Source organism: Streptomyces sp. PA03-5A, from assembly GCF_033792725.1.
Lineage (GTDB): Bacteria > Actinomycetota > Actinomycetes > Streptomycetales > Streptomycetaceae > Actinacidiphila.
This window is the reverse complement of the sequence record NZ_JARAVL010000060.1, coordinates 1-23,869: the sequence shown is the minus strand read 5'-3', so window position 1 is coordinate 23,869 and position 23,869 is coordinate 1. Positions and strand designations below refer to the sequence as shown.

20 protein-coding genes and 2 pseudogenes are annotated in these 23,869 nt (G+C 68.8%); 8 read left to right on the top strand and 14 right to left on the bottom strand.

What is annotated here, in order from left to right; translation table 11 throughout:
- Positions 1-8 precede the first annotated feature (8 nt).
- Positions 9-593 carry a TetR/AcrR family transcriptional regulator gene (locus tag PV410_RS42025; protein WP_500331976.1) on the bottom strand — a complete coding sequence of 195 codons (585 nt, stop codon included), beginning with the start codon at positions 591-593 and terminating at the stop codon, positions 9-11.
- On the opposite strand from PV410_RS42025, the gene PV410_RS42020 reads away from it, so the two are divergent.
- A complete protein-coding gene (locus PV410_RS42020) occupies positions 550-906 on the top strand; it encodes an alpha/beta fold hydrolase (protein ID WP_500331975.1) in 357 nt (118 codons plus the stop codon). The two genes, PV410_RS42025 and PV410_RS42020, sit on opposite strands and share 44 nt — an antisense overlap.
- A gap of 135 nt (positions 907-1,041) precedes the next feature.
- Entirely contained in the window at positions 1,042-1,521 is a 480-nt protein-coding gene (locus tag PV410_RS42015; protein WP_500331974.1) for an IclR family transcriptional regulator, read from the top strand.
- A gap of 56 nt (positions 1,522-1,577) precedes the next feature.
- On the opposite strand, the gene PV410_RS42010 is transcribed toward PV410_RS42015, so the two are convergent.
- The 10 genes from PV410_RS42010 to PV410_RS41965 all read right to left on the bottom strand — a co-directional run bounded on the left by PV410_RS42010 (position 1,578) and on the right by PV410_RS41965 (position 10,794).
- Positions 1,578-2,465, bottom strand: a complete 888-nt coding sequence (locus PV410_RS42010; protein ID WP_500331973.1) for an SDR family oxidoreductase — start codon at positions 2,463-2,465, stop codon at positions 1,578-1,580.
- Between the two features lie 50 nt (positions 2,466-2,515).
- Positions 2,516-2,899, bottom strand: a complete 384-nt coding sequence (locus PV410_RS42005; protein ID WP_500331972.1) for an MmcQ/YjbR family DNA-binding protein — start codon at positions 2,897-2,899, stop codon at positions 2,516-2,518.
- Between the two features lie 107 nt (positions 2,900-3,006).
- Positions 3,007-3,924 (bottom strand): NADP-dependent oxidoreductase, encoded by a 918-nt coding sequence (locus tag PV410_RS42000; RefSeq protein ID WP_500331971.1) that lies wholly within the window; start codon positions 3,922-3,924, stop codon positions 3,007-3,009.
- A 52-nt stretch (positions 3,925-3,976) separates the two neighbouring features.
- Positions 3,977-4,624, bottom strand: a complete 648-nt coding sequence (locus PV410_RS41995) for a nitroreductase family protein (protein WP_500331970.1) — start codon at positions 4,622-4,624, stop codon at positions 3,977-3,979.
- Between the two features lie 59 nt (positions 4,625-4,683).
- The gene (locus PV410_RS41990; protein ID WP_500331969.1) at positions 4,684-5,508 is read right to left on the bottom strand and encodes an isocitrate lyase/PEP mutase family protein; all 825 of its coding nucleotides are present in this window, start codon (positions 5,506-5,508) and stop codon (positions 4,684-4,686) included.
- Positions 5,509-5,965: 457 nt separating this feature from the next.
- Positions 5,966-6,373: a hypothetical protein gene (locus tag PV410_RS41985; protein WP_500331968.1), complete on the bottom strand. Its 408-nt coding sequence runs from the start codon at positions 6,371-6,373 to the stop codon at positions 5,966-5,968.
- A 626-nt stretch (positions 6,374-6,999) separates the two neighbouring features.
- Positions 7,000-8,106, bottom strand: coding sequence for a metal-dependent hydrolase family protein (locus PV410_RS41980; protein ID WP_500331967.1), 1,107 nt, complete (start codon positions 8,104-8,106; stop codon positions 7,000-7,002).
- Positions 8,107-8,493: 387 nt separating this feature from the next.
- Complete coding sequence (locus PV410_RS41975; RefSeq protein WP_500331966.1) at positions 8,494-9,336, bottom strand: alpha/beta fold hydrolase; 843 nt, start codon at positions 9,334-9,336, stop codon at positions 8,494-8,496.
- A 150-nt stretch (positions 9,337-9,486) separates the two neighbouring features.
- On the bottom strand, positions 9,487-10,011 hold the full coding sequence (locus tag PV410_RS41970) for a cupin domain-containing protein (RefSeq protein ID WP_500331965.1): 525 nt from the start codon (positions 10,009-10,011) through the stop codon (positions 9,487-9,489).
- A gap of 606 nt (positions 10,012-10,617) precedes the next feature.
- Entirely contained in the window at positions 10,618-10,794 is a 177-nt protein-coding gene (locus PV410_RS41965; protein WP_500331991.1) for a PLD nuclease N-terminal domain-containing protein, read from the bottom strand.
- A 639-nt stretch (positions 10,795-11,433) separates the two neighbouring features.
- Between PV410_RS41965 and PV410_RS41960 the strand changes: the two genes are divergently transcribed.
- Positions 11,434-15,291 (top strand): S8 family peptidase, encoded by a 3,858-nt coding sequence (locus PV410_RS41960; protein WP_500331964.1) that lies wholly within the window; start codon positions 11,434-11,436, stop codon positions 15,289-15,291.
- Positions 15,292-15,438: 147 nt separating this feature from the next.
- Here the strand turns inward: PV410_RS41960 and PV410_RS41955 are convergent, their stop codons facing one another.
- A complete protein-coding gene (locus tag PV410_RS41955; RefSeq protein WP_500331963.1) occupies positions 15,439-16,509 on the bottom strand; it encodes an alpha/beta fold hydrolase in 1,071 nt (356 codons plus the stop codon).
- Between the two features lie 340 nt (positions 16,510-16,849).
- On the opposite strand from PV410_RS41955, the gene PV410_RS41950 reads away from it, so the two are divergent.
- Positions 16,850-17,311 (top strand): MarR family winged helix-turn-helix transcriptional regulator, encoded by a 462-nt coding sequence (locus PV410_RS41950; protein WP_500331962.1) that lies wholly within the window; start codon positions 16,850-16,852, stop codon positions 17,309-17,311.
- 341 nt (positions 17,312-17,652) lie between these two features.
- A complete protein-coding gene (locus PV410_RS41945) occupies positions 17,653-18,639 on the top strand; it encodes a nitrilase-related carbon-nitrogen hydrolase (protein WP_500331961.1) in 987 nt (328 codons plus the stop codon).
- 12 nt (positions 18,640-18,651) lie between these two features.
- Here the strand turns inward: PV410_RS41945 and sigJ are convergent, their stop codons facing one another.
- The gene (gene sigJ, locus PV410_RS41940) at positions 18,652-19,611 is read right to left on the bottom strand and encodes an RNA polymerase sigma factor SigJ (RefSeq protein ID WP_500331960.1); all 960 of its coding nucleotides are present in this window, start codon (positions 19,609-19,611) and stop codon (positions 18,652-18,654) included.
- A 408-nt stretch (positions 19,612-20,019) separates the two neighbouring features.
- Between sigJ and PV410_RS41935 the strand changes: the two genes are divergently transcribed.
- Positions 20,020-20,433 (top strand): hypothetical protein, encoded by a 414-nt coding sequence (locus tag PV410_RS41935; protein ID WP_500331959.1) that lies wholly within the window; start codon positions 20,020-20,022, stop codon positions 20,431-20,433.
- 95 nt (positions 20,434-20,528) lie between these two features.
- Positions 20,529-21,197: a Type 1 glutamine amidotransferase-like domain-containing protein gene (locus PV410_RS41930; RefSeq protein ID WP_500331958.1), complete on the top strand. Its 669-nt coding sequence runs from the start codon at positions 20,529-20,531 to the stop codon at positions 21,195-21,197.
- Between the two features lie 760 nt (positions 21,198-21,957).
- Here PV410_RS41930 and PV410_RS41925 read toward each other — a convergent pair.
- A pseudogene (locus tag PV410_RS41925) lies at positions 21,958-22,324 on the bottom strand (IS701 family transposase); the annotation flags it as partial.
- A 35-nt stretch (positions 22,325-22,359) separates the two neighbouring features.
- Between PV410_RS41925 and PV410_RS41920 the strand changes: the two are divergent.
- A pseudogene (locus PV410_RS41920) lies at positions 22,360-23,597 on the top strand (IS701 family transposase).
- Positions 23,598-23,869: the final 272 nt, after the last annotated feature.

Sequence of the window (23,869 nt, the reverse complement as noted above, 5' to 3'; positions counted from 1 at the left end):
CAGCGGGCTCACGCCAGCCCGCCCTTCCGTAAGCCCGACGCGACGACCAGGTCGACACCCTGGACCAGGGTGCGCGCCGCGGACCGGGAGTCGCCGAGGCAGCCCGCGACCATTGCCCCGTCACGTAGGGCGACCACCAGGTCGGCAGACTGCCGGGGGTCCGCGACGCCCATGGTCGCGAAGGCGTCCTCCAGTACCTGGTGGAACCACTCGCGGTGCCTCAGCACGGCTTGGTGGATCGGACACTCCCGATCCGGGTACTCCGCGGCCGCGTTGATGAACGGGCAGCCCCGAAACCCCTTACCGCAGATTTCCTCGCCGATGCCGTGCGCGACGACGCCGAGCAACGCGGTACCTCCCCCCGTCTTCTCGGCCGCCACTGCCACCCGGGTCCGGATGTCGTGATCGGTGGCGTCCAGGTAGCCGCGCACCAGGTCGTCCTTGCCCTCGAAGTGCCGGTAGAAGGTGCCGCGTGCGACGTCGGCCTCCGCCATCACCCGGTCGACGCCGACAGCGCGAATCCCCTCGGTGTAGAAGAGCCTGCTCGCCGTGGTCAGCAGCCGCTCCCTCGCCGCCGACTTGCGGTACGCCAAGGCCGACCAGTACCGCAACCTCTTCCTCAGCAACCGCGTCAGCAGCAAGGCCGCCGCCGAACTCGCCGCCACCCAGAGCCCCGCCGCCCCCGAGGCACTCGGCGAAGCCTCCGGCGCCCCCGCCTGGAAGACCATCCAGTCCTGGTACCTCGTCTCCAAGGACGACCACGTGATCCCGCCCGCCACCGAGCGCTTCATGGCCGAGCGCGCCCACGCCCACACCGTCGAGGCCGACACCCCGCACGCCGCACAGGTGACCAACCCGGGCATCGTCACCGACCTCATCGAGAAGGCCGCCGGGTCCGTCCACTGACAGCAAGCGGGCCCCGGCATCGCCCGGCGGCCCGGCCGACCCCGCACGACGGCCCAGGCCGTCGTGCGGGGAGGGGGCGTGGACGGCGCGTCCGCCGAACGGCGCGCAGCCCGTCCCGCACACGAAGGAAGGGGCATGGACATGTCCGATGAGCACGGCATGTCGGTGACCGACAAGGTCCTGGCGTTGCTCCGCGCCTTCTCCCACGAAGACCCCGCGCTCACCCCCACCGAGTTGTCCAGGCGAACGGGCCTGGCGCTGCCGACGGTTCATCGTCGTGCTGCCGAACTCGTCGCCTGGGGAGCCCTGGAGCGTGGACCCGACCGGCGCTACCGGGTGGGCCTGCGGCTGTGGGAGGTGGCCACCCTCGCGCCTCGCGGCTTCCCGCTGCGCGACGCGGCCCTGCCGGTCCTGTACGACCTGTACGACGTGACCAAGGAGCAGCACATCCATCTCTCCGTGCGGGACCACCTGGACGTTGTCTTCCTCGAGCGTCTGAGCGCGCCGGGCGCCCCGCAGGCCGACAGCCGGGTGGGAGGCCGCTTCGGAGCGTTCGCCACGGGAGCGGGACTCGTCCTGCTCGCCCACGCGCCTGACGACGTTCGAGAGGAATAGAGTGCGGAAGGTCAGTAGTCGCTCACCCTGTCCGGTCCGGCGGCATCCCGAGGATTTCAGCCCAGGGCGGGATAGTCGCCGGCAGCGAGGTCGTCGATCAGGCGTGGGTGGGTGGGCTTCCAGCCGAACCGTTCCCGGGTCAGTGCACTCGACGATGGCATGTCAAGGGCGAACACGTGACCGATGGGGCCGAAGCCCTCAGCCGGCGCCGACTCGACCGGGACCGCGAGAACGCCGCCGATGGCCTCGGCCAGCGACCTCATGGTGTCGCCCTCGTCGGTCACCGCGTGCAGGACCGTGCCCGGCGCAGCGTCCTCGAGTGCGATGCGGAACAGCCGGGCCGCGTCAAGCAGGTTGACCGCCGGCCACCGCTGTGTGCCGTCGCCGACGTACGCTGACACGCCCGTCTTCTGCGCGGCGGCGATGAGCACCGAGCAGAAGCCGTATGTCGACCCGCGTTGGTGCACGGAGCGCGGCAGCCGCACGACAGAGGATCGGACGCCCTGGGCGGCCAGGGTCAACACCGCGTCGGAAGTGCGGCCGCGGCCACCGACCGGACCGTTGGTGGTGTCGCGGTCCTCCTCGGTGGAGGTGTGGCCCGGCACCATCGGCGTGAGGCCGGCATGCACGAACGGCTTGCCACTGCCTTCGAGTGCGGCCGCGAGGGTCTGCACGGCGCGCGCTTCCTCGTCGATGCCCTGTTCCAAGTTGCTCCAGTCGTTGCTGAAGGCCAGGTTGATGACACCGTCGGCCTGCGTGGCGCCGGCACGGAGGCTGTCGAGGTCGGTGAGGTCGCCGCGGAGCGGCGTCCCGCCGGCGGCGGCGACGGCCGTAGCCGCGGCATCGGAGCGGACGAGGGCGAGGACCTCGTGACCAGCCGTGATGAGTTCGGGAACGACAGCGGAGCCGATGCTGCCGCTGGCGCCAGTGACGAAAACGCGCATGGGAGGCTCCAGATGACTGCTGCGACACTGCGTCGCAGGATGGGTAGGGGTCAGGCGTGGCGGTCGTAAGTGTGTGGATCCACGGGTCGCTTGGACTTGGGAAGCCCGCCGACCACGAGACGGTAGGAGTCGGTGACGAGTTCCTTCACCAGCTTGTCGTCGATGGCGTCTCCGCCTTCCACCGTGATCCAGTGCCTCTTGTCCATGTGGTAGCCGGGGGTGATGCCCGCGTATTGCTCACGCAGGGCTGTGGCGTCGTCAGGATCGGCTTTCAGGATCAGGACGGGGCGTCCAGGCATATCGGTCATGAGCATGAAGACCTTGCCGCCCACCTTGTGGAGCTCCCAGTCGGGGCCGAAACGACGCTCCTGGTCGGTGCCGGGTAGTTCCGCGGTGTAGTCGCGCGCGATCTTCTGCAGTTCCTGTCCGTCCAAGGTGATTGACTCCTCTGTCGGTTCGGGTCCTTGCGCCGGTCGGTGGCCGATGGCCGTGGCGTGGATCGGGACCATGACCTGCCGCTCGGACGGTGGCCGTCCACCACCTACGGGAGGACGCGGATGACGGTCTTCCCGAGGCGCCGGGTGGTCGGATTGAGGGCGCCGATGGCATCGTCGAGGCTCGCGACGTCGCCGATGTTGGTCCGCAGCCGTCCGTCCCGCACCCGCTGCACGATCTCGCCGAGTGCGAGGCGATCGGCTTCGACGACGAAGTCGACGGCCAGGCCGTCGGCGGGCCGTGCTTCGACGGGGCCGACGATGGACACCAGTGTTCCTCCGGCCCTGATGAGGGTGGCGGACTGCTTTTGGACGTCGCCACCGATGACATCGAAGACCAGGTCGACGCCGCCGACGTCCTTCAGCGTGTCGTTCTCGAGGTCGACGAACTCGTGCGCGCCGAAGTCGAGGGCCTTGTCGCGGTCGGCGGAGCGTCCGGTGCCGATGACGTAGGCGCCGGCTTCACGCGCGAGCTGGGTCACCATCGTCCCGACTGCCCCGGCTGCGCCGTGGGCGAGGACGGTCTGACCGGCCTGGAGGCGGCCGTGCTGGAACAGGCCCTGCCACGCGGTCAGACCTGAGATCGGCAGGGACGCGCCTACCGTGAAGTCGACGTCGCCTGGCAGCGGTGCGAGGTTGCGTGCTTCGATCGCCACGTACTCCGCGAGGGTGCCGTCGCGGTGCCAGTCGGCGAGGCCGAACACCCGCTGCCCGACCGAGAGCCCCGTCGTGCCGTAGCCGAGAGCACTGACCACTCCGGCCAGCTCGTGGCCGGGGATCGACGGGGTCTTGTCACGGCCGGCGCGATCGGCCCAGGTGGACGGCCACTCCATCTCTGTGGGGACGAAGCCCGACGCATGGATGCGAACGATGACGTCGTTGATCGCTGCGAGCGGCTCAGGCCGCTCCGTCAGCGTCATTCCGGCCGTTCCGGCGGCCGGGTCGGTGACCACAATGGCTTTCATCGAAATGGCTCTTCCTGGTAGGTGTGGTGGGTTTTGGTTTCCGGGCGGCCTTTTAGACGAAGGTGAACAGCTGGTCCGGGTCGAAGCGTGAGATCGGGGTGGTGTACACCCTTTCCGGGTCGGGGTAGCCGAGGGCCAGCAGCACCGTCGTGGTGTGTCCCCTCTCGCGGATCTTGAAGGCCTTGTCGACACTGGTCGGGTCGAACCCCTCCAGCGGCGTGGCCTCGACGCCGAGTTCGGCGGCCGCCATCATGGTCAGGCCCACCGCCATGTAGGTCTGCTTCTCCATCCAGTGGTTCAGGTCCTTGTAGCCGTAGTTGCGAAGGTTGAGGAAGTCCCGGGTCATGGATTCCCACAGCTCCTGCTTGGATGGATCAGGGAACCGGCCATCGGCCCTCTCCTTTGCGAACACCGCCTCGAGGTGGGTGTCGGGCAGATCTGCCCGGGTGGTGAGGATGATGGTGTGCGACGCGTTGAGGATCTTCTCGCCGTTGTCCCGGAATCGTTCGCCCAGGTTGTCGGCGAGCCGCTCCTTGCCTTCGGGCGTGGCGAGGACATAGAAGTGGTTGGGCTGTACGTTCACCGATGACGGCGCGGAGCGCAGGAACCGCAGCAGCTGCTGAAGGGTTTCCCCCGGAATGGTCTTGCTGGGATCGAAATACCTGGTGAGATGCTTGTTCATGAGCTTATCGAGGTTCATGGGAATATGCCTTTTTCTTGCGATGAGTGGGTGAGGAGCGGTGATTCGCAGGGTCTGGGCTAGTTCGATCCGCGGGAGATTAGTTCGCCGATGCGGTCGAAGCTGGTTCCTGTCGTCGCGGTGCTGAGGTCACCCGCGACGAGAGCCGTAATGGCCTGGTCGAGTGCCTCCATTGCGTGGGTGTAGAGCGCTGGACCCACGCTGATGCGCTTGACCCCGGCCTTCTGCAGTTCGGCGACGGTCAGCACCTTGTCCGCCGGCGAGACGAGGACGTTCACCGGCGTCGGCGCGACGGCGGTGACGATCGCGACGAGCGCGTCGAGGTCGGGTGGGTAGGGGGCGTAGAGCACATCCGCGCCGGCCTCCGCGAAGGCCGTCAGACGCCGGATGGTGTCGTCGAGATCGGGCCGCCCCTGGATGAAGTTGTCGGTGCGGCCGGTGACGACGATGCGCCCCTTGGCAGCCTCGACGGCGCTCCGTATGCGGTCGACGGCTTCGTCGAAGTCGCGGATCGGTTGATCGGGATTGCCCGAGGTGTCCTCGATCCCGATACCGGCCAGGCCGGACTCGACGGCGGCTTCCACGGTGGCAGCGACGTCCTCGGGCGTGTCGCCGTAGCCGTCCTCGAAGTCCCCGTTGACGGGCAGCCCGGTGAGACGGCCGAGCAGCCGCGCATGCTCAAGGTGCTCACCACAGGTGACTTCGTGACGCCCGTCGGACCGGCCGAGTGTGGTGGCGAGCGCCGCCGATGACGTCGCGATCGCCTCGAAGCCGGCATCGGCCAGCATCAGCGCCGACAGGCCGTCCCATGCGTTCGGCATGACGAGGCCGCCGTCGCGGGTGTGCAGCGCCATGAATTTCTCGTAGAGGTCGGAGCCCGGCATATCGAACCTTTCCCGAGTGATCGCTTTGGGGCGGTGAGGGGTTCACCGGCTGTGTGCGCAGCCTCGACGGGGTCCCGGCAATCAGCCGGGCGTACCGGCCGAGTTGGCAGCGGGGATGTCGCTGTGCCTCGGCTGGCCGGCTCCGGCCTCGCCCCCTCTTTGTGCAGCCGGACTGGGCCGAGCACTGAGAAGTCGACGCCTGCATGCATGGTGCCTACCGCCCTGGAGATCCTCGTGAGGCCACGCTGCTTGGCTGTCCGCAGGGAACCGCCTTCTCCAAACGTACCGCAGATCGGCGACTTTTTCGGACCAGATAGTCCTCTCATCCTGGCGAGGCATCCGGCTTCTGTGCGGCTAGTCCCCATCTGTGGCGGGTGAGGCCCTGGAATCAGTGGACGAAAACGTCCTCTCGTGGTCACGCATCGCTGGGCCGCCTTCGCCCGTCGGGGAAGCGTGGTCACGTACGGAAACCGCGGCGGAACCCCGTGTGACGCAGCACCGGGACTTCTTGGTGCCGCCTCGCCGTCAGGGGCAGCTCAGCTCCGGTGCGGCTATGGCTTTCGGCGCGCATGAGCGTCGTGCGGAACCGGTTCAGGGCGGGGGATCCGTCGTGGCGCCACCGTAGGAGGTGGTCTTCGATGGGGTCCCAGATGCGTTCGGGGCCGCCTTGGCGGACCCGCCAGGCGTGCGGACCGGGCTGGAGCAGGGCCCGGCTCCCGGCGGCGGTGTCCACGAGCAGCTGGCCTTGGGTGCCGAGGTCGAGCCGTTGTGCCCCGGGTGCTGTGGTCTCGGCCACGAACCGGGCAGCCCAGTCGTCCAGGATGCTGGCGTCGATGACGGTGCCGCCGTCGGTGACGGGGAGCATGCCCAGGTGCGGGCGAGCATGCAGGAAACCTGCCCGTTCAGGAGCCGTCCGGTCGCACTGCCGTCGTCGTGGACGGTGAGGCGGGCCAGTTCCGAGGAGTGCATCCACCCGCCCAGGGCGGCCAGGATCTGGCCGCCCTGGGCGGGTCTGGGAGCCACCGCTCTGGGATGGTGAGGGCGCCGCAGGTGGCGATGACCCGGTCGTGCGGGGCGGCGTCCTTGTGTCCGGCCAGGCCGTCGCCGGTGATCAGGCCGGGGGCGTGGCCGAGGGTGGCCGGCGTGGTTGCGGCCGCGCCCGCAACCGCTGGGTCCATTTCGACGGAGGTGACCAGGTCGTCTCACAGGCGGTGACACAGCAGCGCGGAGGAGTAGCCGGTGCCGGTGCCGTCGCATGACCAGATACGACCTCGCCTTGTCGAGGCAACGTTGCCACGGGGGACCCGGAAGGCCTCTTCCGGCGCGGTTGCGCGGCAGCCAGTCCTTGGACGTTGGCCAAGGTGCCGCGTCGTCTTGGCTGGTGGGCGGTGGTGGCCGGTTGCCGCTCGCAGGCGAACGGTGCTAGCTGTCCGTTCGGCGAGCGGCGTCGGCCGGATGTTGGAGAGGTCGGTCCGGCGGAAGACCGTCAGCTCACCGTACGCGGGTACCGGCGCGGAAGACCGCCTGTACGTCGAGGACGGCTGCGGGATCATGCGCAAGGTCGCCGCCCACGACGAGAAGGTCCGCGTCGGCACCGGCGGAGATGCGGCCCTTGCGGCCCTCGACGCGGCACAGGCGGGCCGCCAAGCTGGTCATGGACCTGAGCGCGTCCAGCGGCGCGACGCCCAGCCGGGCGAGGTCGGCCACGCCGTGGGGGAGGACGTTGTGGGGCTTCCAGGGCCCGATGCCGGCGTCCGATCCGATGACGACATGCGTGCCGTGCTTGTGCAGGTTGCGGTACGTGTCCAAGACGCTGTTGACATGTGCGGACATGGCATGTGCGGTCATGGCCCTGGGCGGCTGCACGGCTTGTCCGGGGGCCAGGCCCAGCGTCAGGCTGACGAAGGTGCCCTTCCTCGCGATGGTGTCGATGAGGTCAGGGTCGGTGGCGACGCCGTCGGCGCTGAGGAAGGAGACGTGTTCCAGGCTGTCGACGCCCGCTTCAACGGCGTCCCTGATGGCCTGGATGCCGTGGGCGTGGGCAGCCACCGGCAGCCCGAGGCGGTGTGCTTCGTCCACGACGGCACGCAGGTCGTCCAGGCTGTACTGGGATGCGTGCGGCGGTACCGAACCGGGTGTCATGTGGCCGCCGCTGGCCATGATCTTGACGACGGAACAGCCGCGGGTGTGACGCTCGCGGACGGCGGCACGGAGCGCTTCGGCGCCCTCGACCTCGCCGCCGAGGAAGTGGCAGTGGCCGCCGGGCGTGGTCAGCGGGGGGCCGGCGGCCAGGATCTCCGGACCCTGCTCCGGGTGTTCGGTCAACTCCTCCACGAGAGTCAGCGAGAGGTAGCCGCGGTCGCCGAGGTCGCGCATCGTGGTGATGCCGGCCAGTAGGGCGGACTGGGCGGCGGCCCGCATGTGTGCGAGCAGGTCACTGTCGGAGGCGGAGACCAGGGACGTCACGGGGTCCGGTCCGGCGTCGAAGGCGAGATGGACGTGAGTGTCGATCAGGCCGGGCAGCAGACAGGCCGAGACGCCGAAGTCGATGACCTTGCTGCCGTCGGCGGGCAGCGCGCCGGTTCGGTCGACGCGCACGATACGGTCCCCCGAAACATGCACAGTGGCCGGACCCGACAGGGTGTATCCGTCGAACATCGAACCGGCATGCAGGGCAAAGGAATTCAACAGTATTTCTCCGATCGGAAGGCGTGGGTCGCTCGGCGCCTCGGCACATGCGGGATTCGACTCCTGCCAGGTCGACGAAGGGGTTCGCACGGGAGCCCCGCCGACGGCCCCTATTCGGCAGTGCGGGGGCCGCTCCTTGACCAGGCGATGCTTCGCCGCCCGGGACGCATGGTCGGTGAGGACTGCCGCCTGTGAGGCTGGTGCCGCCGTGCCCGATGCCCTCGCAAGGTCTGCGCCCCGTCAAGAAGACGACGTTGCCCCCACTGGTGTGGCAATGCGCCGTGAGCGTGGGGGGCGTCAGCCGAAGAACTTCTCCAGCTCGGCGGCGAGCGCCGCAGGCTGCTCCTCGGCGATGTAGTGGCCGCTGTCGGCGATGGTGGCGTAGCGTATGTCGGTGGCCTTGCCCTCCATCATCGCCTGCACCACGGCGACGTACTGGCCACCCAGCCCCAGGACCGGCATCGTCAGCGGCGGGTAGGAGTTGTTGTCGGCCAGGTCCTGGTGGAACGTCCGGTACACGCCGAAGGCCGCGGCCACCGCTTCGGGCGCGTCGTAAGCCGCGGCGTATACGGCACGGCTTTCCTCGCTGATCCGCTCCGGGTGGAGCGCCAGGTGCTCGGTCGACCAGTCGATGATGTGCCGGAACCGTCCCGCCAGCAGCTTGACGGGCAGGCCGTCGACCTGGCTCAGCGGATACCACCAGGCGTTCGGCTGTTCCGGGGTGGGGAAGGGACTGATGACGTCGAGGAATATCTGGGAGAAGGGTCCGCCCTCCCAGATGGCGAGCTTCTTCGTGGCCTGGGGGTGGTTCGCGGCGAAGCTGTAGGCGACCATCGCCCCGATGTCCCCGCCGGCGATGTTGACCTGCTCGTGGCCCAGGCCGCGGATCAGTTCGTGGACGTCCTGCGCCATGTTCTTCTTGTCGTAGCCGCCGGCGGGCTTGTCCGACGCGCCTTGCCCGCGGTAGTCCACGGCGATGACGCGGAAGCGCTGCGCCAGTGGGGGGAGGAGTTCGCGCAGAGCGTGCACGGTGCGCGGCCACCCGTCCATGAGGACGAGCGGCTCGCCCTCGCCTCCGGTGACGTAGTGCAGCCGGGTGCCGTTCACGTCGGCGTAGCCGTGTTCGAATCCTTCGAGCATGCTTGGTTCTCCTGTGTGCGATGGCGGTCACTTGCCCGGAGGTCGGGCCATGACCGGTTGAACGCCGGCCTTGCCGGCGGATGCCCCCGTGCATGACGAGCACCCGGCCCTCGTTTGCCGCAACGCGGTCGGGCCGTGGGTGGTGTGGAGTCAGGAGGGTTCCGGAATGATGATCGACTTCGCCAGCCCGGCCATGATGTCGAACCGGGCGAGCTGGTCGTCGTCGATGACCGACGGAGGCCCCTCACCGGGCCGGGCGGGGAGGGCGTGATCGACGAAAATCTGTTCCAGGCCCGGAGGCGTGAAGATGAAAATCATCCTTGCGGCGTGGCTGCCCTTGTTCTTGAAGCGGTGACGGACCCCCCGGGGGATGTGAATGAAGTCGCCCGCGACCGCGGTGAAGAGATGGTCCCCGTCGAGGAACTCCAACTCCCCGTCGAGGATGTAGAACGTCTCCTCCTGCTCGGGGTGCGCGTGAGGAACGGGTCCGCCGCCGGCCGGAACCGTGGCCTCGATGAAGCCCATCCCGCCGTTGGTCTGCGCACCCGTGGCCTTGATCGTGTAGACGTCACCCGCGGCCCACACCGTCGGGCCCTTGCCTGACGGCACATGGAGCGCGCCGCGCTTGTTCCAGTGCGGGTCGTGTGAGTCGAGATCGGCCAAGGAAAAGGTCATCGGTTCCTCGAAGTCTGGCTGGGATTGACATGGAAGGCGTCACAGCCGTCCGTCCGGGCCTGTGACGCATCGCGAAACCGGGCATGTCGCCGGCCGGGAAGGCGGAGCGTCAGGCGCTTCGGTGGAGGGGAGTGCCTTCGACCCGCCAACAGCCCTGTTCCGCGGGGGGATGCACGGAGTGATCGCATCTGGATCGCGGAGGGAAACCCCGTGTCCGGAGTCCCCGGGATCAAGGCATTCCCGCAACGGTCGCGGGCGGCCGTGATGGGTCACGCGTCACGAGCAATCTCGCACCGAGTTCCGTCCCATGAAGCAGGTATGACCCCGTAACTGATCGCAAAGTCGCACAGGAGCCCGGCAACGCCCCAACCGACCCTAACAATTACCTTACGGAGTTCCATTCGCGGCCTTTCGGTTCATTGTGATTGCGAGGCGGATGACTCGGAGCGCTGCCCGGCGCCTTCGTCACCCCTCCGCGGACACGGCGTGGGCCGTGCAAAGGCGCGACAGCCCGCCGTCCGCCGCGAAGCGGCCGTGCTGGTCGCAGTCAGGAGCGAAGGGTGTGATCGGCGCTGCGACCCGACAGGGAGCGGCGAGCGACCGAGCTCAGTCCGTGGACGGCCGGCCTTCGACAGGAAGGGACCGCTTGCCCAGGTTCCGCCAGGCTATGGCGCCCAGGAGCGGGGTCAGGACCATGATGACTACCCAGCCCGCCTTGGGCAGTATGCGAATGCGGGCTTCGGGGGTCCTTATGCAGTCAACCAGAGCATAGATGTACAACACCGCGATTATCCCGTATATCGCGCATTCCAGCACTGCCGTCACGGGGTTATCTCCTGTGCCGCAGCAGTGATTACCGCAGGCAGTCCGGCAGATCCCCTGTCATGCCCGGTAGTTGTGGTCACGATGATTCCGCCCTTCCTGTGATCGTTACGGTTGGCTCGGTGCGCAGCCAGGCAACTTCGTTGCCCCTGAGCGAATACGGTCAGGAGTTGGCCGGGCGGCGCGATCCGCCGGCTCGCTCCGCTGCCACTTCCTCAGGTGGACGAGACAGCCACCGCCAATGTGACGGGTGCGGCGGGGCTTGCTGGCGAAGGAGCGCTTGCGCGCCATCGGCCAAGCGCGGCGCCCGGCAGGAGACGGAGCATCCCTGGGGCCCCACGCCCTGGCCAACTCGTGGGCGCCGAAGCGAACGTGGCCGGCGATGCGGCCCTTCGGGCCGGGGTGCCGGGGAGTCGTCCGCCGGCCCGCCGTCGCAGACGCCGACCGGCCGGATCGTGTCGCCACCGCGCCGCCCCGTGGCCATGTCGTCGTTGGGACATGTCGCTTCCGCGACATGCGGATACCAGTGACATGTGCTGGGACACCACTGATTCTGTCGTGCAGCTCACGAACTGGCTCTGAATGAAAGGTGTCTGACGGATGTCATGGTTCCGTCTATCGACGGCGATATCGACCGTACTGGTGGTGACGGTCGGCGGTGTGGCGTCCGCCTCCGCCGGTACGGGTGCGGAAGGAAAGGCGCGATTCGTCGAGCGCGCGAAGGCGGATTCCGCCACCGTGCGACTGCTCACCGGCGACCTGGTGACCGTGACCTCGTTGCCCGACGGAAGGCGTACCGCCTCGGTGCGGCCCGGGCCCGGGCGCGAGCACGTCTCCTTCAGGACGCTGGAGGGGGACGACAAGGCGCTCACGGTGGTGCCGTCCGACGCCGAGGCGCTGGTGACCGCCGGCACGCTGGACCGCCGGCTGTTCGACGTGACGGCGTTGATCGCCCAGGGCTACGACCAGGCCCACGCCTCCGCATTGCCGCTGATCGTCGCCTCCCGGCCCGCAGCGGACGGGACCAGAGGGACCGCGCGTGCGGCCAAGGCCGCCGCGGACACCGCCGACCGGCTGGTGGCGTTGCACGCGCCCACCACGCCCGCCCGGAACCTGCCCAGCATCGGCGCCCGCTCGCTGCGGGTCGCCGGCGACGACCTGGGTGCGTTCTGGAAGACGCTGAACCCTGGTGGGCCCTCCGACGCCGCCCGCGCCGCGGTCGCTCCGCGGATCTCGCTGGACGGCAAGGTCAAGGCCGTTCTGGACCGCAGTACCGCGCAGATCAACGCGCCCACCGCCTGGAAGGCCGGTTACGAGGGCCAAGGCGTGAGGGTGGCGGTCCTGGACACCGGTGTGGACGCGGCCCACCCCGACCTGGCCGGGCGCATCGCCCAGGCCAAGGACTTCTCCGGCAGCGGCAACACCGACGACCGCTTCGGTCACGGCACGCATGTCGCCTCGACCGTCGGCGGCACCGGCGCCGCGTCCGCCGGGACGCGGCGCGGCGTGGCGCCCAAGGCCGACCTGCTGGTCGGCAAGGTACTGGGCGACAACGGTTACGGCACCGAGTCGCAGGTCATCGACGGCATGGAATGGGCGGCCGACGAGCACGCCGAGGTCGTCAACATGAGCCTCGGCTCGGAGAGCGCCTCCGACGGCACCGACCCGATGAGCCAGGCCGTCAACACCCTCACCGCCTCCACCGGCACGCTGTTCGTCATCGCCGCCGGAAACGCGGGCCCGAGTCCGGGCACGGTCGGTTCCCCGGGTGCGGCCGACGCGGCGCTGACCGTCGGGGCCGTCGACCGCGACGACTCGCTGGCCCCCTTCTCCAGCCGCGGCCCTCGCGCCGGCGACGGGGCGGTCAAGCCCGACGTGACCGCTCCCGGTGTCGGCATCGTGGCCGCCCGCGCCTCAGGCACCACCATGGGCACCCCGGTCGACGCCGACTACACCTCCGCGTCCGGCACGTCGATGGCTACCCCGCACGTCGCCGGCGCCGCCGCGCTGCTGGCCCAGCAGCACCCGGACTGGGGGGCGCAGCAGATCAAGGACGCCCTGGTCAGCACCTCGCACACGGTGGCCGGCACCAAGGTGACCGAGCAGGGCGGCGGCCGCATCGACCTGGCCACCGCGATGGGCCCGGTCACCGCCACCGGCACCGTCATGCTCCCGGAACTGCAGGCCGGAGCGACCCGCAGCAACCGGCGGGCCGCGACCGTGCGCTACACCAACACCGGCGACAAGCCGGTGACGCTCTCCCTGGCCGTCGATCTGGCCACCACCACCGGGCGCGCCCTCGCGGACGGCGCGGTCACCCTGGGCTCCAAGACCGTGCAGTTGGACCCCGGCGCCACGGCCGAGGTGCCGCTGAGCACCGACGCCGCCCGCGCGACCGCCCGCGGTACCTACTACGGCTACGTCACCGCGAAGTCCACGGACGGCACCGTTCTCGCCCACACCACCGTCTCCCTCAAGGTGCGGGGCAAGACGCACCGGCTGACCGTGGTCTACCGCGACCGGCAGGGCCGGGTCGTGCCCGGCATGCTGCCGAACATCTGGGGTCCTTCCTACGGGTCCGGCGACGGGTTCGTGCCGTACACGGACAGGGACACGGCGACCGCCGAGGTGGAAGAGGGCACCTACCAGATCAGCGGTAGCTTCTTCGAACAGGTCGAGGACGGCTTCGAGGCGGGCGAGCTCGTCAACCCCGAGGTGAAGGTCACCAAGGACATGACAGCGACGCTTGACGCCTCCAAGGTCACCGAGGTGAAGATCCGCACCCCCCGGCCCGCCGAGCAGCGCGGCATCATCGGCACCACGTTCCACCGCGTGATCGACGGCAACGGCCTGATCCAGGGCCACATGATGTTCGACATCGTCAAGCGGCTCTACGTCAGCACGACCGCGCCGGTCACCGACGGAACCTTCGAGTTCAACTCGCGCTGGCAGATGGTGGCCCCGCAACTGCGGGTCAAGGTCACCGGCAGCTCCCTGGATTTCATCCCCTACTACGAACTGGACTCCAAGGTCTTCGGGGACAAGGGCGCCCGGTTGACCGCCGTGGACGCCGGCACGTCCGCGGCTCCGGACTTCCGTGGCGCGCGCGGCAAGGTGGCCGTCGTACAGGTCCTCTCCATCGCCGACGACACGAGGACGCTGGCCCGGGCCGCGGAGACCGCAGGCGCGAAGGCACTGCTGCTGGCGTGGCCGGAGGGCGAGCTCTCCTGGACACGGTGGCGTCCGGACGGTGAGCGGATGGCACTGCCCACCGTACGGATCTCCTTCAAGGAGGGGGCGGCCCTGCTGAAGCTCGTCAAGCAGCGGACCACCACCGTGGAGTTCTCCGGTACGGTGCGCAGCCCGTATCTGTACGACGTGATGCAGGTGTCCAAGGGCTTCGTTCCCAAGAACCTGGTGCACACCGTCTCCGCGCGCGAGAGCGCCGTGGTCCGCAGCACCTACACCCGCACGGGTGCCTCGACCTGGGCGAGCGAGCAGCGCTTCGGGTGGCGTCCGTACCAGGACACCGCCTGGAACCAGTACAGCCGCTACGTCCCCAACGGGCGGGAGCGCGTGGAGTACGTGACCGGCGGGGACACGCTGTGGCGCCATGTCGTGCACCACAACGTGGTCGACAACCCCGACAACACGCTCTCGGTCGGCATGCGCGACCTGCCACGCACCTACCGGCCCGGTCAGCGGGCGGCGGAGCGGTGGTTCGGGGCCGTGGTCCGTCCGTCGATCCCGCGTGGTGCGCCCTGGCCGTCGGTGCGCAAGGGCAACACCATGTCCGTCTTCGTTCCGGAGTTCAACGACTCCGGCACCGGCCACTGGTCGCTCTACGAGCTCAACGTCATCGATTGGGGCAGAGGAGCGGGCGCCCGCGGCGCCGGAGCGGACCCGGTGGACGACACCGCCACTGCGGTCCTCTACCGCGACGGACAGCAGATCGCCGAGTCGAGCCAGGGCGCGTGGGGCGACATCGAGGTGCCCGCGGGCGACGCCGAGTACCGGCTGGACCTGGAGACCACCCGGGTGTCGGACGACTGGCGCTTCGGCGCCGGCACCCGCACCTCGTGGACGTTCCGCTCCGGTGCCGCCGCCGACACGACGCTGCTGCCGCTGCTCCAGGTCGACTACGCCGTGCCGGTCGACGCCCGCAACGCGGTCGGCTCGCAGCGCACGCACAACCTGGGACTCAACGTCCGGATGCAGGACGGAATGGCGGCGCCGCGCGGCGTGCGGCTGTTGGTCGAGACCTCCTACGACGACGGGAAGACCTGGACCACGGCACGTACGGCCCCCAAGGGCAGCGGCTTCACCGCCACCGTGCAGCGGCCGGCCAAGGTGCACGGCGACGCGTACGTGACGCTGCGCGTGACTGCGAAGGACGCGGCAGGCAACTCCGTCCGGCAGACGGTCGACCGCGCCTACCTGCACAGCGGCGCACGGTGACAGGGACTGCAACGCTGACCAGTACCTCGTGACGTCGCGGCGGGTGCCGGGGTATGTGAGCCCCGGCACCCGCACCCCGTCAGAAGCGCATGCGGCCCCGCGGGACATCGACCACGCGACAGACGGTCCAGGTCGCCCTTGCGGCGCCTACCTGCGGTTCCTCGCCGCGGCGGTGGCGCGGTAGGGGGCCAGGAAAGCGGTGAGTGCCGCCAGCAGTTCCTGCGGGGCCTCCTCGGCAACCCAGTGGCCGCTGCCCGGGATGACCAGGGACTGCACGTCGTCTGCCGCGAGCTTCATGGTGGTCGTCACTCCCTCTCCGACGCTTTGCGCTCCACCGATGGCGAGGACGGGGATGGTCAGGCGTCGCTTCACGCGGTCGGCGTTCTGCGCGAAGGTGGTGTCGAGGTCGCGGTACCAGCCGAAGCTGCCGCCCAGCGCGTGACGGTGCGAGGTGAGGGACTCGATGTAGTACCGGATGGCGTAGTCGGGCAGCTTTCGCGCGGCCTTGGTGTCGAGCTGCCAGCCGAAGTAGACGTCCTCCCGGCCTGCCACCAGGAGCTCGTTGACGTCGTCGAGCCGGTTGAAGGGGAAGTGCCAGAGCATGTTGTTGGCCTGGGCGGGGCCGAGCAGAGGCGGCGAGGGCGTCACACCGGGAATGACGGCTTCCGCGACGGCGAGACGGTCGACGCGGTGAGGGTGGTCCGCTGCGAGCGCGTAGCCGATCGGCATGCCCGTGTCATGGCCGACCACCGCGAAGCGTTCGTGGCCGAGGGTGTCCATCAGCGCGGCCAGATCGTTCGCGAGGGTGGCGGTGTCGTAGCCGTCGCGGGGCTTGTCGGTCAGCCCGATGCCGCGCTGGTCCACGGCGACGACCGTGTGGTTCCGCGCCAGCACCGGCATGACCAGGCGCCAGGCGTACCAGTTCTGCGGCCAGCCGTGTATCAGGAGCAGGGGCGGCCCGTCGCCGCCGACGACGGCGTGCTGACGTATGCCACCGGCCTGGATGAGCCGGCTGGTGAACGTCCGACGGAACCCTGCCGGGAGCCCGGGAACACCGGACACGGATCCGAAGCCCTTCGGGGTCTGCCGCGGAGCGGCCGTGGCGGGCAGAGCGGAGACACCGGTGAGCGCGAGACCGGCAGTGACGGCTGCCGCGCCGCCGACGAAAGCGCGCCGGGAGACCTGGCGCGGCGGCTGGTCCGGGCGCGATGACGACATGCCGGGGCCAACTGGGCCGGGCGGTTCGATGGGAGAGGGGTTCACACTCGGTTCCTTTTGCGGTGGTGATCAGACGACGCCGGCGGGGCAAGGCGCCCGGCGACGGGGTGGGGTGCCGGCAGTGCCCGATGGCGTGACGTTGCGCCGGTACGAGCCCCCTTGCGTCCCTGCATGCGGCACGCCTGGCATACGAGGAACATGTAAGAGCATATGCTCCTATGTTCGGAAGGGCGATGCGGTGTGCTCTGGCTCATTCCGGAGGAGGGGCCCGGCCCCGCATCGGCACGGGTGGTGGACTTCCCAATTAAGAGTAGATGCTCGTATAGTGCACGGGAAGCCTGTGGAGGACGCAATGACAAGTGCTACGTCGAAAGCGGACCTGTGCAACAACCTGGCGCTGCGGAAAGCGTCACGGTACCTCGGCGCGACGTACGACAAGGCGCTGGCCCCGCTCGGCCTTCGGGCGACGCAGTTCAGCATCCTGCAGCAGCTCAGCGTCCACGAAGAGATGACGATCACCGCCCTCGCCGACGTGATCGCCATGGACCGCACGACCATGGCCTCCAGCCTCAAGCCCCTCGCTCGCGAGGGGCTCGTCACCGTCGAGACGTCGGCAACCGACCGCCGGGCACGCATCGTCGCCGTCACGCCCGCCGGCCTGGCCCGGATGGGGGCGGCAGTCCCGCGGTGGGAGGGGGTGCAGGCGGAATTCGAGAAGAAGTTCGGTGCCGAGAACGCGGCCAGGATGCGCGCCTTCCTCGATGCCGTCCTCGACACTGGCTTCGATCCCTGGGCTGAGTGAACACTGCGACTGCGCCGTGCTGGGCGGTCGCGCGGCTGTCCATGGGGCCGTCGCCCACAGGCGAGGTCTTTCCGCGCTGAGGACCTCGGATCCGCCGCGGTGCGTGAAGGCCGGCAAGGGCGTGTTGGCGCCTTGCCCTTCCGTAAATAGGAGCATATGCTCTTATTTGTGAGATGGTGGCCCGGCGCGGCCGCCTGCAGAACTGGTCAGCGCGCAGCTCGGCGCCTTCCCCGACTCCAGGCCCCTTGAAGAGGCCGGTTCCCGTGCCGACTGAGCCCCGCCTCCGGTCACCGCAACCGCCGAGAGATCGCTGACCCCGCATCGCGAGAAGGAACCACGTCATGACCCTTGTGAAGGCAGCTGCCGTCCAGATCAGCCCCGTGCTCTACAGCCGTGCGGGCACGGTCGGGAAGGTGGTGGAGAAGATCCGTGAGCTGGGACGGAAAGGTGTCAGGTTCGCGGTCTTCCCGGAGACCGTTGTCCCGTACTACCCCTACTTCTCCTTCGTCCAGCCGCCCTACACCATGGCCAAGGAGCACCTGCGGCTGATGGAGGAGGCAGTGACCGTGCCGTCCGCCGACACGGATGCGATCGGCGCGGCGGCCCGAGAAGCCGGCGTGGTCGTCTCGATCGGCGTCAACGAACGTGATGGCGACTCCCTGTACAACACGCAGCTGCTCTTCGACGCAGACGGCACGCTGCTCCAGCGCCGCCGCAAGATCACGCCGACGTACCACGAGCGCATGGTCTGGGGGCAGGGCGACGGCTCCGGGCTGCGTGCCGTGGACAGCGCCGTCGGCCGCGTCGGCCAGCTCGCCTGCTGGGAGCACTACCAGCCCCTCGCCCGCTACGCCCTGATCGCCGACGGTGAGCAGATCCACGCCGCCATGTTCCCCGGCGCGTTCGGGGGCCCCTTGTTCGCGCCGCAGATGGAGGTGGCCATCCGTCAGCACGCGCTGGAGGCAGCCGCCTTCGTCGTCAACGCCACCGCCTGGCTCGACGCCGACCAGCGGGCGCAGCTCGCGGCGGACACCGGTGCCCCGGCCGGGGTGTTCTCCCAAGGGTTCTTCACCGCCATCGTCGACCCCGAAGGGGGCATCATCGGCGAACCGCTCACCTCGGGTGAGGGAGAGGTGATCGCCGACCTGGACCTCACGATGATCGACCGGCGCAAGCGCCTGATGGACGCCCGGGGCCACTACAGCCGCCCCGAATTCCTCAGCCTGCAGATCGACCGCACACCCACCGCACCGCTGCTCGACCGCAGCACGCACACGCCGGTCCAGCGCGTCCACATACCCAACGACGGCCTGCACTCGGAAGTCTGAGGCCACCCCGCGTCAGGAGGCGTTGCCGCTGGTGGGCACGCCTCCTTTCCGGTGCCACGGCGCGTCCGGACCGGCCGGCCTCGCGGAGAACGCTGGTCGAGCGGAGCACCGTGTGTCCTCGGAGGGCACGTGCGCAAGCTTGTCCGGGTTGAGGACCCTGCGGTAGGCGGTGATCAGACCGTCCTTGATCTCCACCGTGTCTACGGAGACGGCTCGCCCGTCCCTGCGGAGGAGGAGCGCTGGCTCGCCTCCGACCTCGATGGCCTCAATACTGTCCGCGCGCAACAGGCGCCCCGCCCGCATCATCACCATGGCGATGCGCGCGCCGCCCCGGATGAGCTTGCGCGCCGCGACGACCCTGCCGCCACCGTCGGTGACATATACGGCATCGGGATGCAGCAGACGCACCAGGCCGGCCATGTCCCCCGCTTCGTAGGCGCTGCGGAAGGCGGCGATGAGGCGCTCGCGCTCCGCCCGGGAGGCGCCCACGGTGCGCTGCCTGGCCCCGGCCACCTTCCGCCGTGCTCGTGAGGCGAGTTGTCGGGCGGCCGCCACGGAGATGCCGAGCACGTCGGCGATGCGGCTGAACTCGAGACCGAACACGTCATGGAGGATGAAGGCCACACGCTCGGGCGGCTTCAGTTCTTCCATCACCACGAGCATCGCGGATCCGACGGATTCGTCGACCAACACCGGCTCGGATGCGTCCGGCCCCGTCAGCAGGGGCGCCGGCAACCACGGCCCGACATAGGTTTCCCTGCGGGCGCGGGCGGACTTGAGGATGTCATACGACCGTCGCGCTGCCACCGTGACCAGCCAGGCCCGCAGGTCACGGACGTCGCGTAGGTCGGCTGTGGCTGCCCGCAGCCATACGTCCTGGGCCACGTCCTCGGCATCGGCGACGCTGCCGAGCAAGCGGTACGCCGCTCCGAAGACGGCGGGCCGGAGGGTTTCCCACTCGTTCTCGAGCATCCCAGGTGGCCTGGGTGCATGACTCGCGTCCATCGACGTGGCCTCCTTCGCCCCGGTGTTCAGGTGGGCACCTCCCTGCACGGGGAGTACATGTTGGGAGAGGCCCATGTCGTGCAGACCTGTCGGTCGTGCTCCAGGGTTCGGCGCACATGTCGCCTCGGCGGCAGCGTGCGCTTGCGCCGGTGCCGGCACGTCCAGCGACATGTGGCCAGCGGCTTCGCCGGGCCTCAGCAATAGGAGCATATACTCTCAGTGTCGAGGTCCCTGACGGGCCTCACACCGCGCGGGCCGGATCGGCAGGGTTGCCCTCGGCCGGATGAGAGCATCTGCTCCTATCTCTCGCCGGAATCACCGGCAACCGATCGATACGCAAGCCCGCCCCGGCCGGATCTTCGAAGGAGACACGACATGACGAACGCGGAAAGCAGTGACACCGACCGCCAGGGACTCAGCTACTACCCGTGGTGGCTGGACAACCTGGCCGACGACGTCACGCTGGAAGGCGCCGCCATGAACGGCACCGCGCGTGGCGCGGAAGCGGTTCGCGCCATCGTGGTCAAGGCCCGCGAACTGTACGAGTTCCAGAACTTCAGCTTCACCGGAGACTTCGGTGACAACGGTTTCCTCGAGATCTACGACGCCGCGGTCCTCGGCGAGCCCATGAAGGTCGTCGTCACGGTCACCTGCAACGCCGACGGGCAGGCCCAGGAACTCGCGGTGCTCCATCGGCCGCGCAACACGCTGCTGCTCTTCTCCCGCGAGATGAACAAGAAGTTCGCCGGCACCCCCCTCGCCGAGCACTTCCTCGCCGGCGAGTCCTGAGCCGATGGTTGGGCCGTCCGGCCCCGTCGGCTACGGGGGGGGGGGTGGATCCGATGTTCGTTGCGCGCGCCCGCCAGTCGTGCTTGGCTCACCGGATGGACTTTCTCTTGACGGCAAGTGGCCTGCGCAACGAGACGCTGCGAGATGCGCTGCGGGACATGCTGGGAAAGCCGTTCGGATCGGCGAACGTCGTGTTCGTTCCCACGGCTTCGGTCGCCGAGCCCGGGGACCACGGGTGGGTTGTCAAGGACGTGAACCGCCTGCACGGCCTCGGCTGGCGGGAGTTCAACGTCCTGGAGCTGAACGGCCTGCCCCGGCAGATGGTGCTCGACCGGCTGCTCCACGCCGACGTCATCTATGTCGAGGGCGGCAGCCACTACCACCTTGCGCGCAGCATCACCGGCAACGGCCTGGCCGACGGCTTCCTTGAGGCGCTGGAGAGCCGGGTCTATGTGGGGGTCAGCGCCGGATCAATGATCTTCAGTCGTCATCTCACCGGGCATTCCGCCGACGTCATCGGGGACACTGCGGACCTCCACGTACTCGGCGCGACGAACGTGGAGCCGCCGTTCGGCCTCTTCGACTGGTATCTCAAGCCCCACCTGTACTCGCCGGATTTTCCCGAGCGGGATGACGCCTGGGCTGATCGCATCGTTGCGCGGGCGGACTTTCCGATCTACTTCATCGACGACGAGACAGCCGTTCGCGTCAGGGACGGCAAGGAGGATGTCGTCTCCGAAGGCCGGTGGCGGTTCCATCCGTGACTCAGCTCCTGGTGGAGAGTCCCGGGCAGGGCAGTGCGGCGCCCACGGGCCGCGCTGATGCGGAGCCGATGCGGGACTCGGGCGTCCTGGAGGCACAGGAAATGGGAGGCAAACCGGGCCACACCTATCCGGTGAACGTGCGCGGGCGCTTCGAGGCCCGCTACAGCACCCGCCGGGACGGCAATTCGGGGCGACCGCAGGAAGTCTTCGCCTTCGGTGAGTTCGCCTGTCATCGCCTACGCCGACACGCGCCAGCCCTTTTCGACGTCGCCGTACGGGCCGCGGGGTTGACGCCCTCCTACGTGAGTGGCCGATCTCCAGCGGCACCGCACCATCGGGCAAGAAGAACGCGTCGTACCACCGCACCCGCCGGGCAGTGACTCCTAGGGGTATTGGACGACATGTGGGCTGAGGCCTTCGGCAACGTACTGTGCCGGACCGATGGGTGGCTTCACCGTACCCACACGTCTGGTACTCCAGCAGGATTTCGCTGTCTGACCTGCGGGTTTCACTGGGCGGCTGGAGTGTAGCGGGCCGCGGAAAGGTCAAGGGTGGCTTTCGGTAGGCCGCCCCTCGATCATGCGAGAGCGACGTAAGTAGTGGCAATGGCGGGCGACTGCTTGGCGTTGTCGGCGCCAGTTCGACCAGCTCAGCGCGTGGTGTCGTCCTCGGTGTCCAGGCAGCTGCGGGGATCGGGGGGAGACAAGCTGCCAGGAGTCGCCGAATCTCCGCCACTGTGAGCGCAATGGTCCTGGCTGCCTCATCGGTTCCGCCCCCTTTTCCCGGACCTGGTGCGCCGTGACGGCCAGGAAAGCGTGCGCGAGCATGGCGAGGGTGATGTGCCGGTACCAGCCGGTGTAGCGGCGGACTTCGTACTGGTCCAGGCCGCATTCGTTCTTCGCGGCCTGGAAGCACTCCTCGATCGCCCAGCGCGTCCCGGCGATCCGTACCAACTCCTGGACGGTGGTGCCCAGGGGAGCGTAGGCGAGGTAGTAGGCGATCTCGTCGGGCTTGCGGATACTGCGCCGGGCCATAGCCCACCGCATCCAGTGGGGGATCTCGCCTTGGTAGTCGAACTCGGCAACGGCCGGCAGCCGTACTGCTGCCCAGTGGTAGACACGTGGTCCACGTGGCCGCGCCGTGGTCGGGGCAGTCTCCTGGCGTGATCGACGACTTTGCGGGTGCTTCTTGGGACCCGGAACTCGACGAGCTCTTCCTCCGTATTGGCCATCGTTTCGGCCGCGCTGACCTGCGCCGCAGGATGCGTGACGACACCCGTGGCCTGCTCGGTCCGGTCAGCCGAAAGAACGGCTGGCAACTGGCCGAGTTCGCCGGCCATCGGACACCCGACGGCTTCCAGCGGCTGTTGAACAGGGCTATCTGGGAAGCCGACGAAGTCCGCGACGACCTGCAGGCATACGTTGCCGAACAGCTCGGAGACGCCGAGGGCGTCTTGATCATCGACGACACCGGCTTCGTCAAGAAGGGCACCACCTCCGCAGGCGTGCAGCGGCAATACTCCGGCACCGCCGGCCGCACCGAGAATTGCCAGATCGGAGTGTTCGCCGCCTACGCCACCACCCGCGGCCGGGCCCTGGTGGACTGGGAACTGTATCTGCCCAGGTCATGGACCGACGACTCCCAGCGCTGCCGCGCTGCGAAGGTCCCCGAAGACCGGGCCTTCGCCACCAAGGGCGAACTGGCCAAGACCATGGTTTGCGGGCCCTTGCCTCACCGCTGCCGATCGCCTGGGTGACCGCCGATTCCGCCTACGGTCAGGAATGGCGCTTTCGCCGTCTGCTGGAGGAAGCCGCCGTCGGCTACGTGCTTGCCGTTCCGAAATCTCAGCACGTGCCTCGCTTCGGCCGCATGGACTACCTGTTCTCACAGGCTCCGCGGGAGGCGTGGGAGAAGCGCTCGTGCGGCAACGGCGCCAAGGGTCCTCGCTTCTACCACTGGGCGGCCGTCCAAATCCCAGCGATCGAGGACTTCGACGGTGACACGCCCACACATCAGCGTTGGGCGCTGGCGCGGCGCAGCATCACCAAGCCCGATGAGGTCGCCTACTACCTCGGCTATGCCCCGGTGGGTACCGGCATCGACCAACTCGTTACGGGCGCAGGACGCCGGTGGGCCATCGAGGAATGCTTCCAGGCCGCGAAGAACGAATGCGGCCTGGACCAGTACGAAGTCCGCCGCTACACCGGCTGGTACCGGCACATCACCTTGGCCATGCTCGCCCACGCGTTTCTCGCGGCCACCGCAGCTCAAGCGGCGGCAAAGGGGGATGCAGAAACGGTTCCGGCACCCTGGTCCCACTCACCGTGGCAGAAGTCCGCCGGCTCCTGGCAACTCGCTGCCCGCCCCAACCCGGCCGGCAGCTTCGCATCCACACGGTGAGCTGGTCGCTCTGGCGGCGCAGACACCAGGCCATCGCCCGCCACTGCCACTACAGGCGACGACTCCACTCGATGGAGGGGCGGTCCGGCAAGACCGCCCCCGACACACAACCCCCGCCCTACACTCCGAACGGCGCCTGTCACCAGGCCACATAGCGAAACGCTGCTGGAGTACTAGGACTTGTCCGCCCGATCATGTGACTACTCGCCGTCCAGGTCGTTGATGTGGACATGGGGCGGGGTGATCTGACAGACGCAGAGTGGGAACGGCTG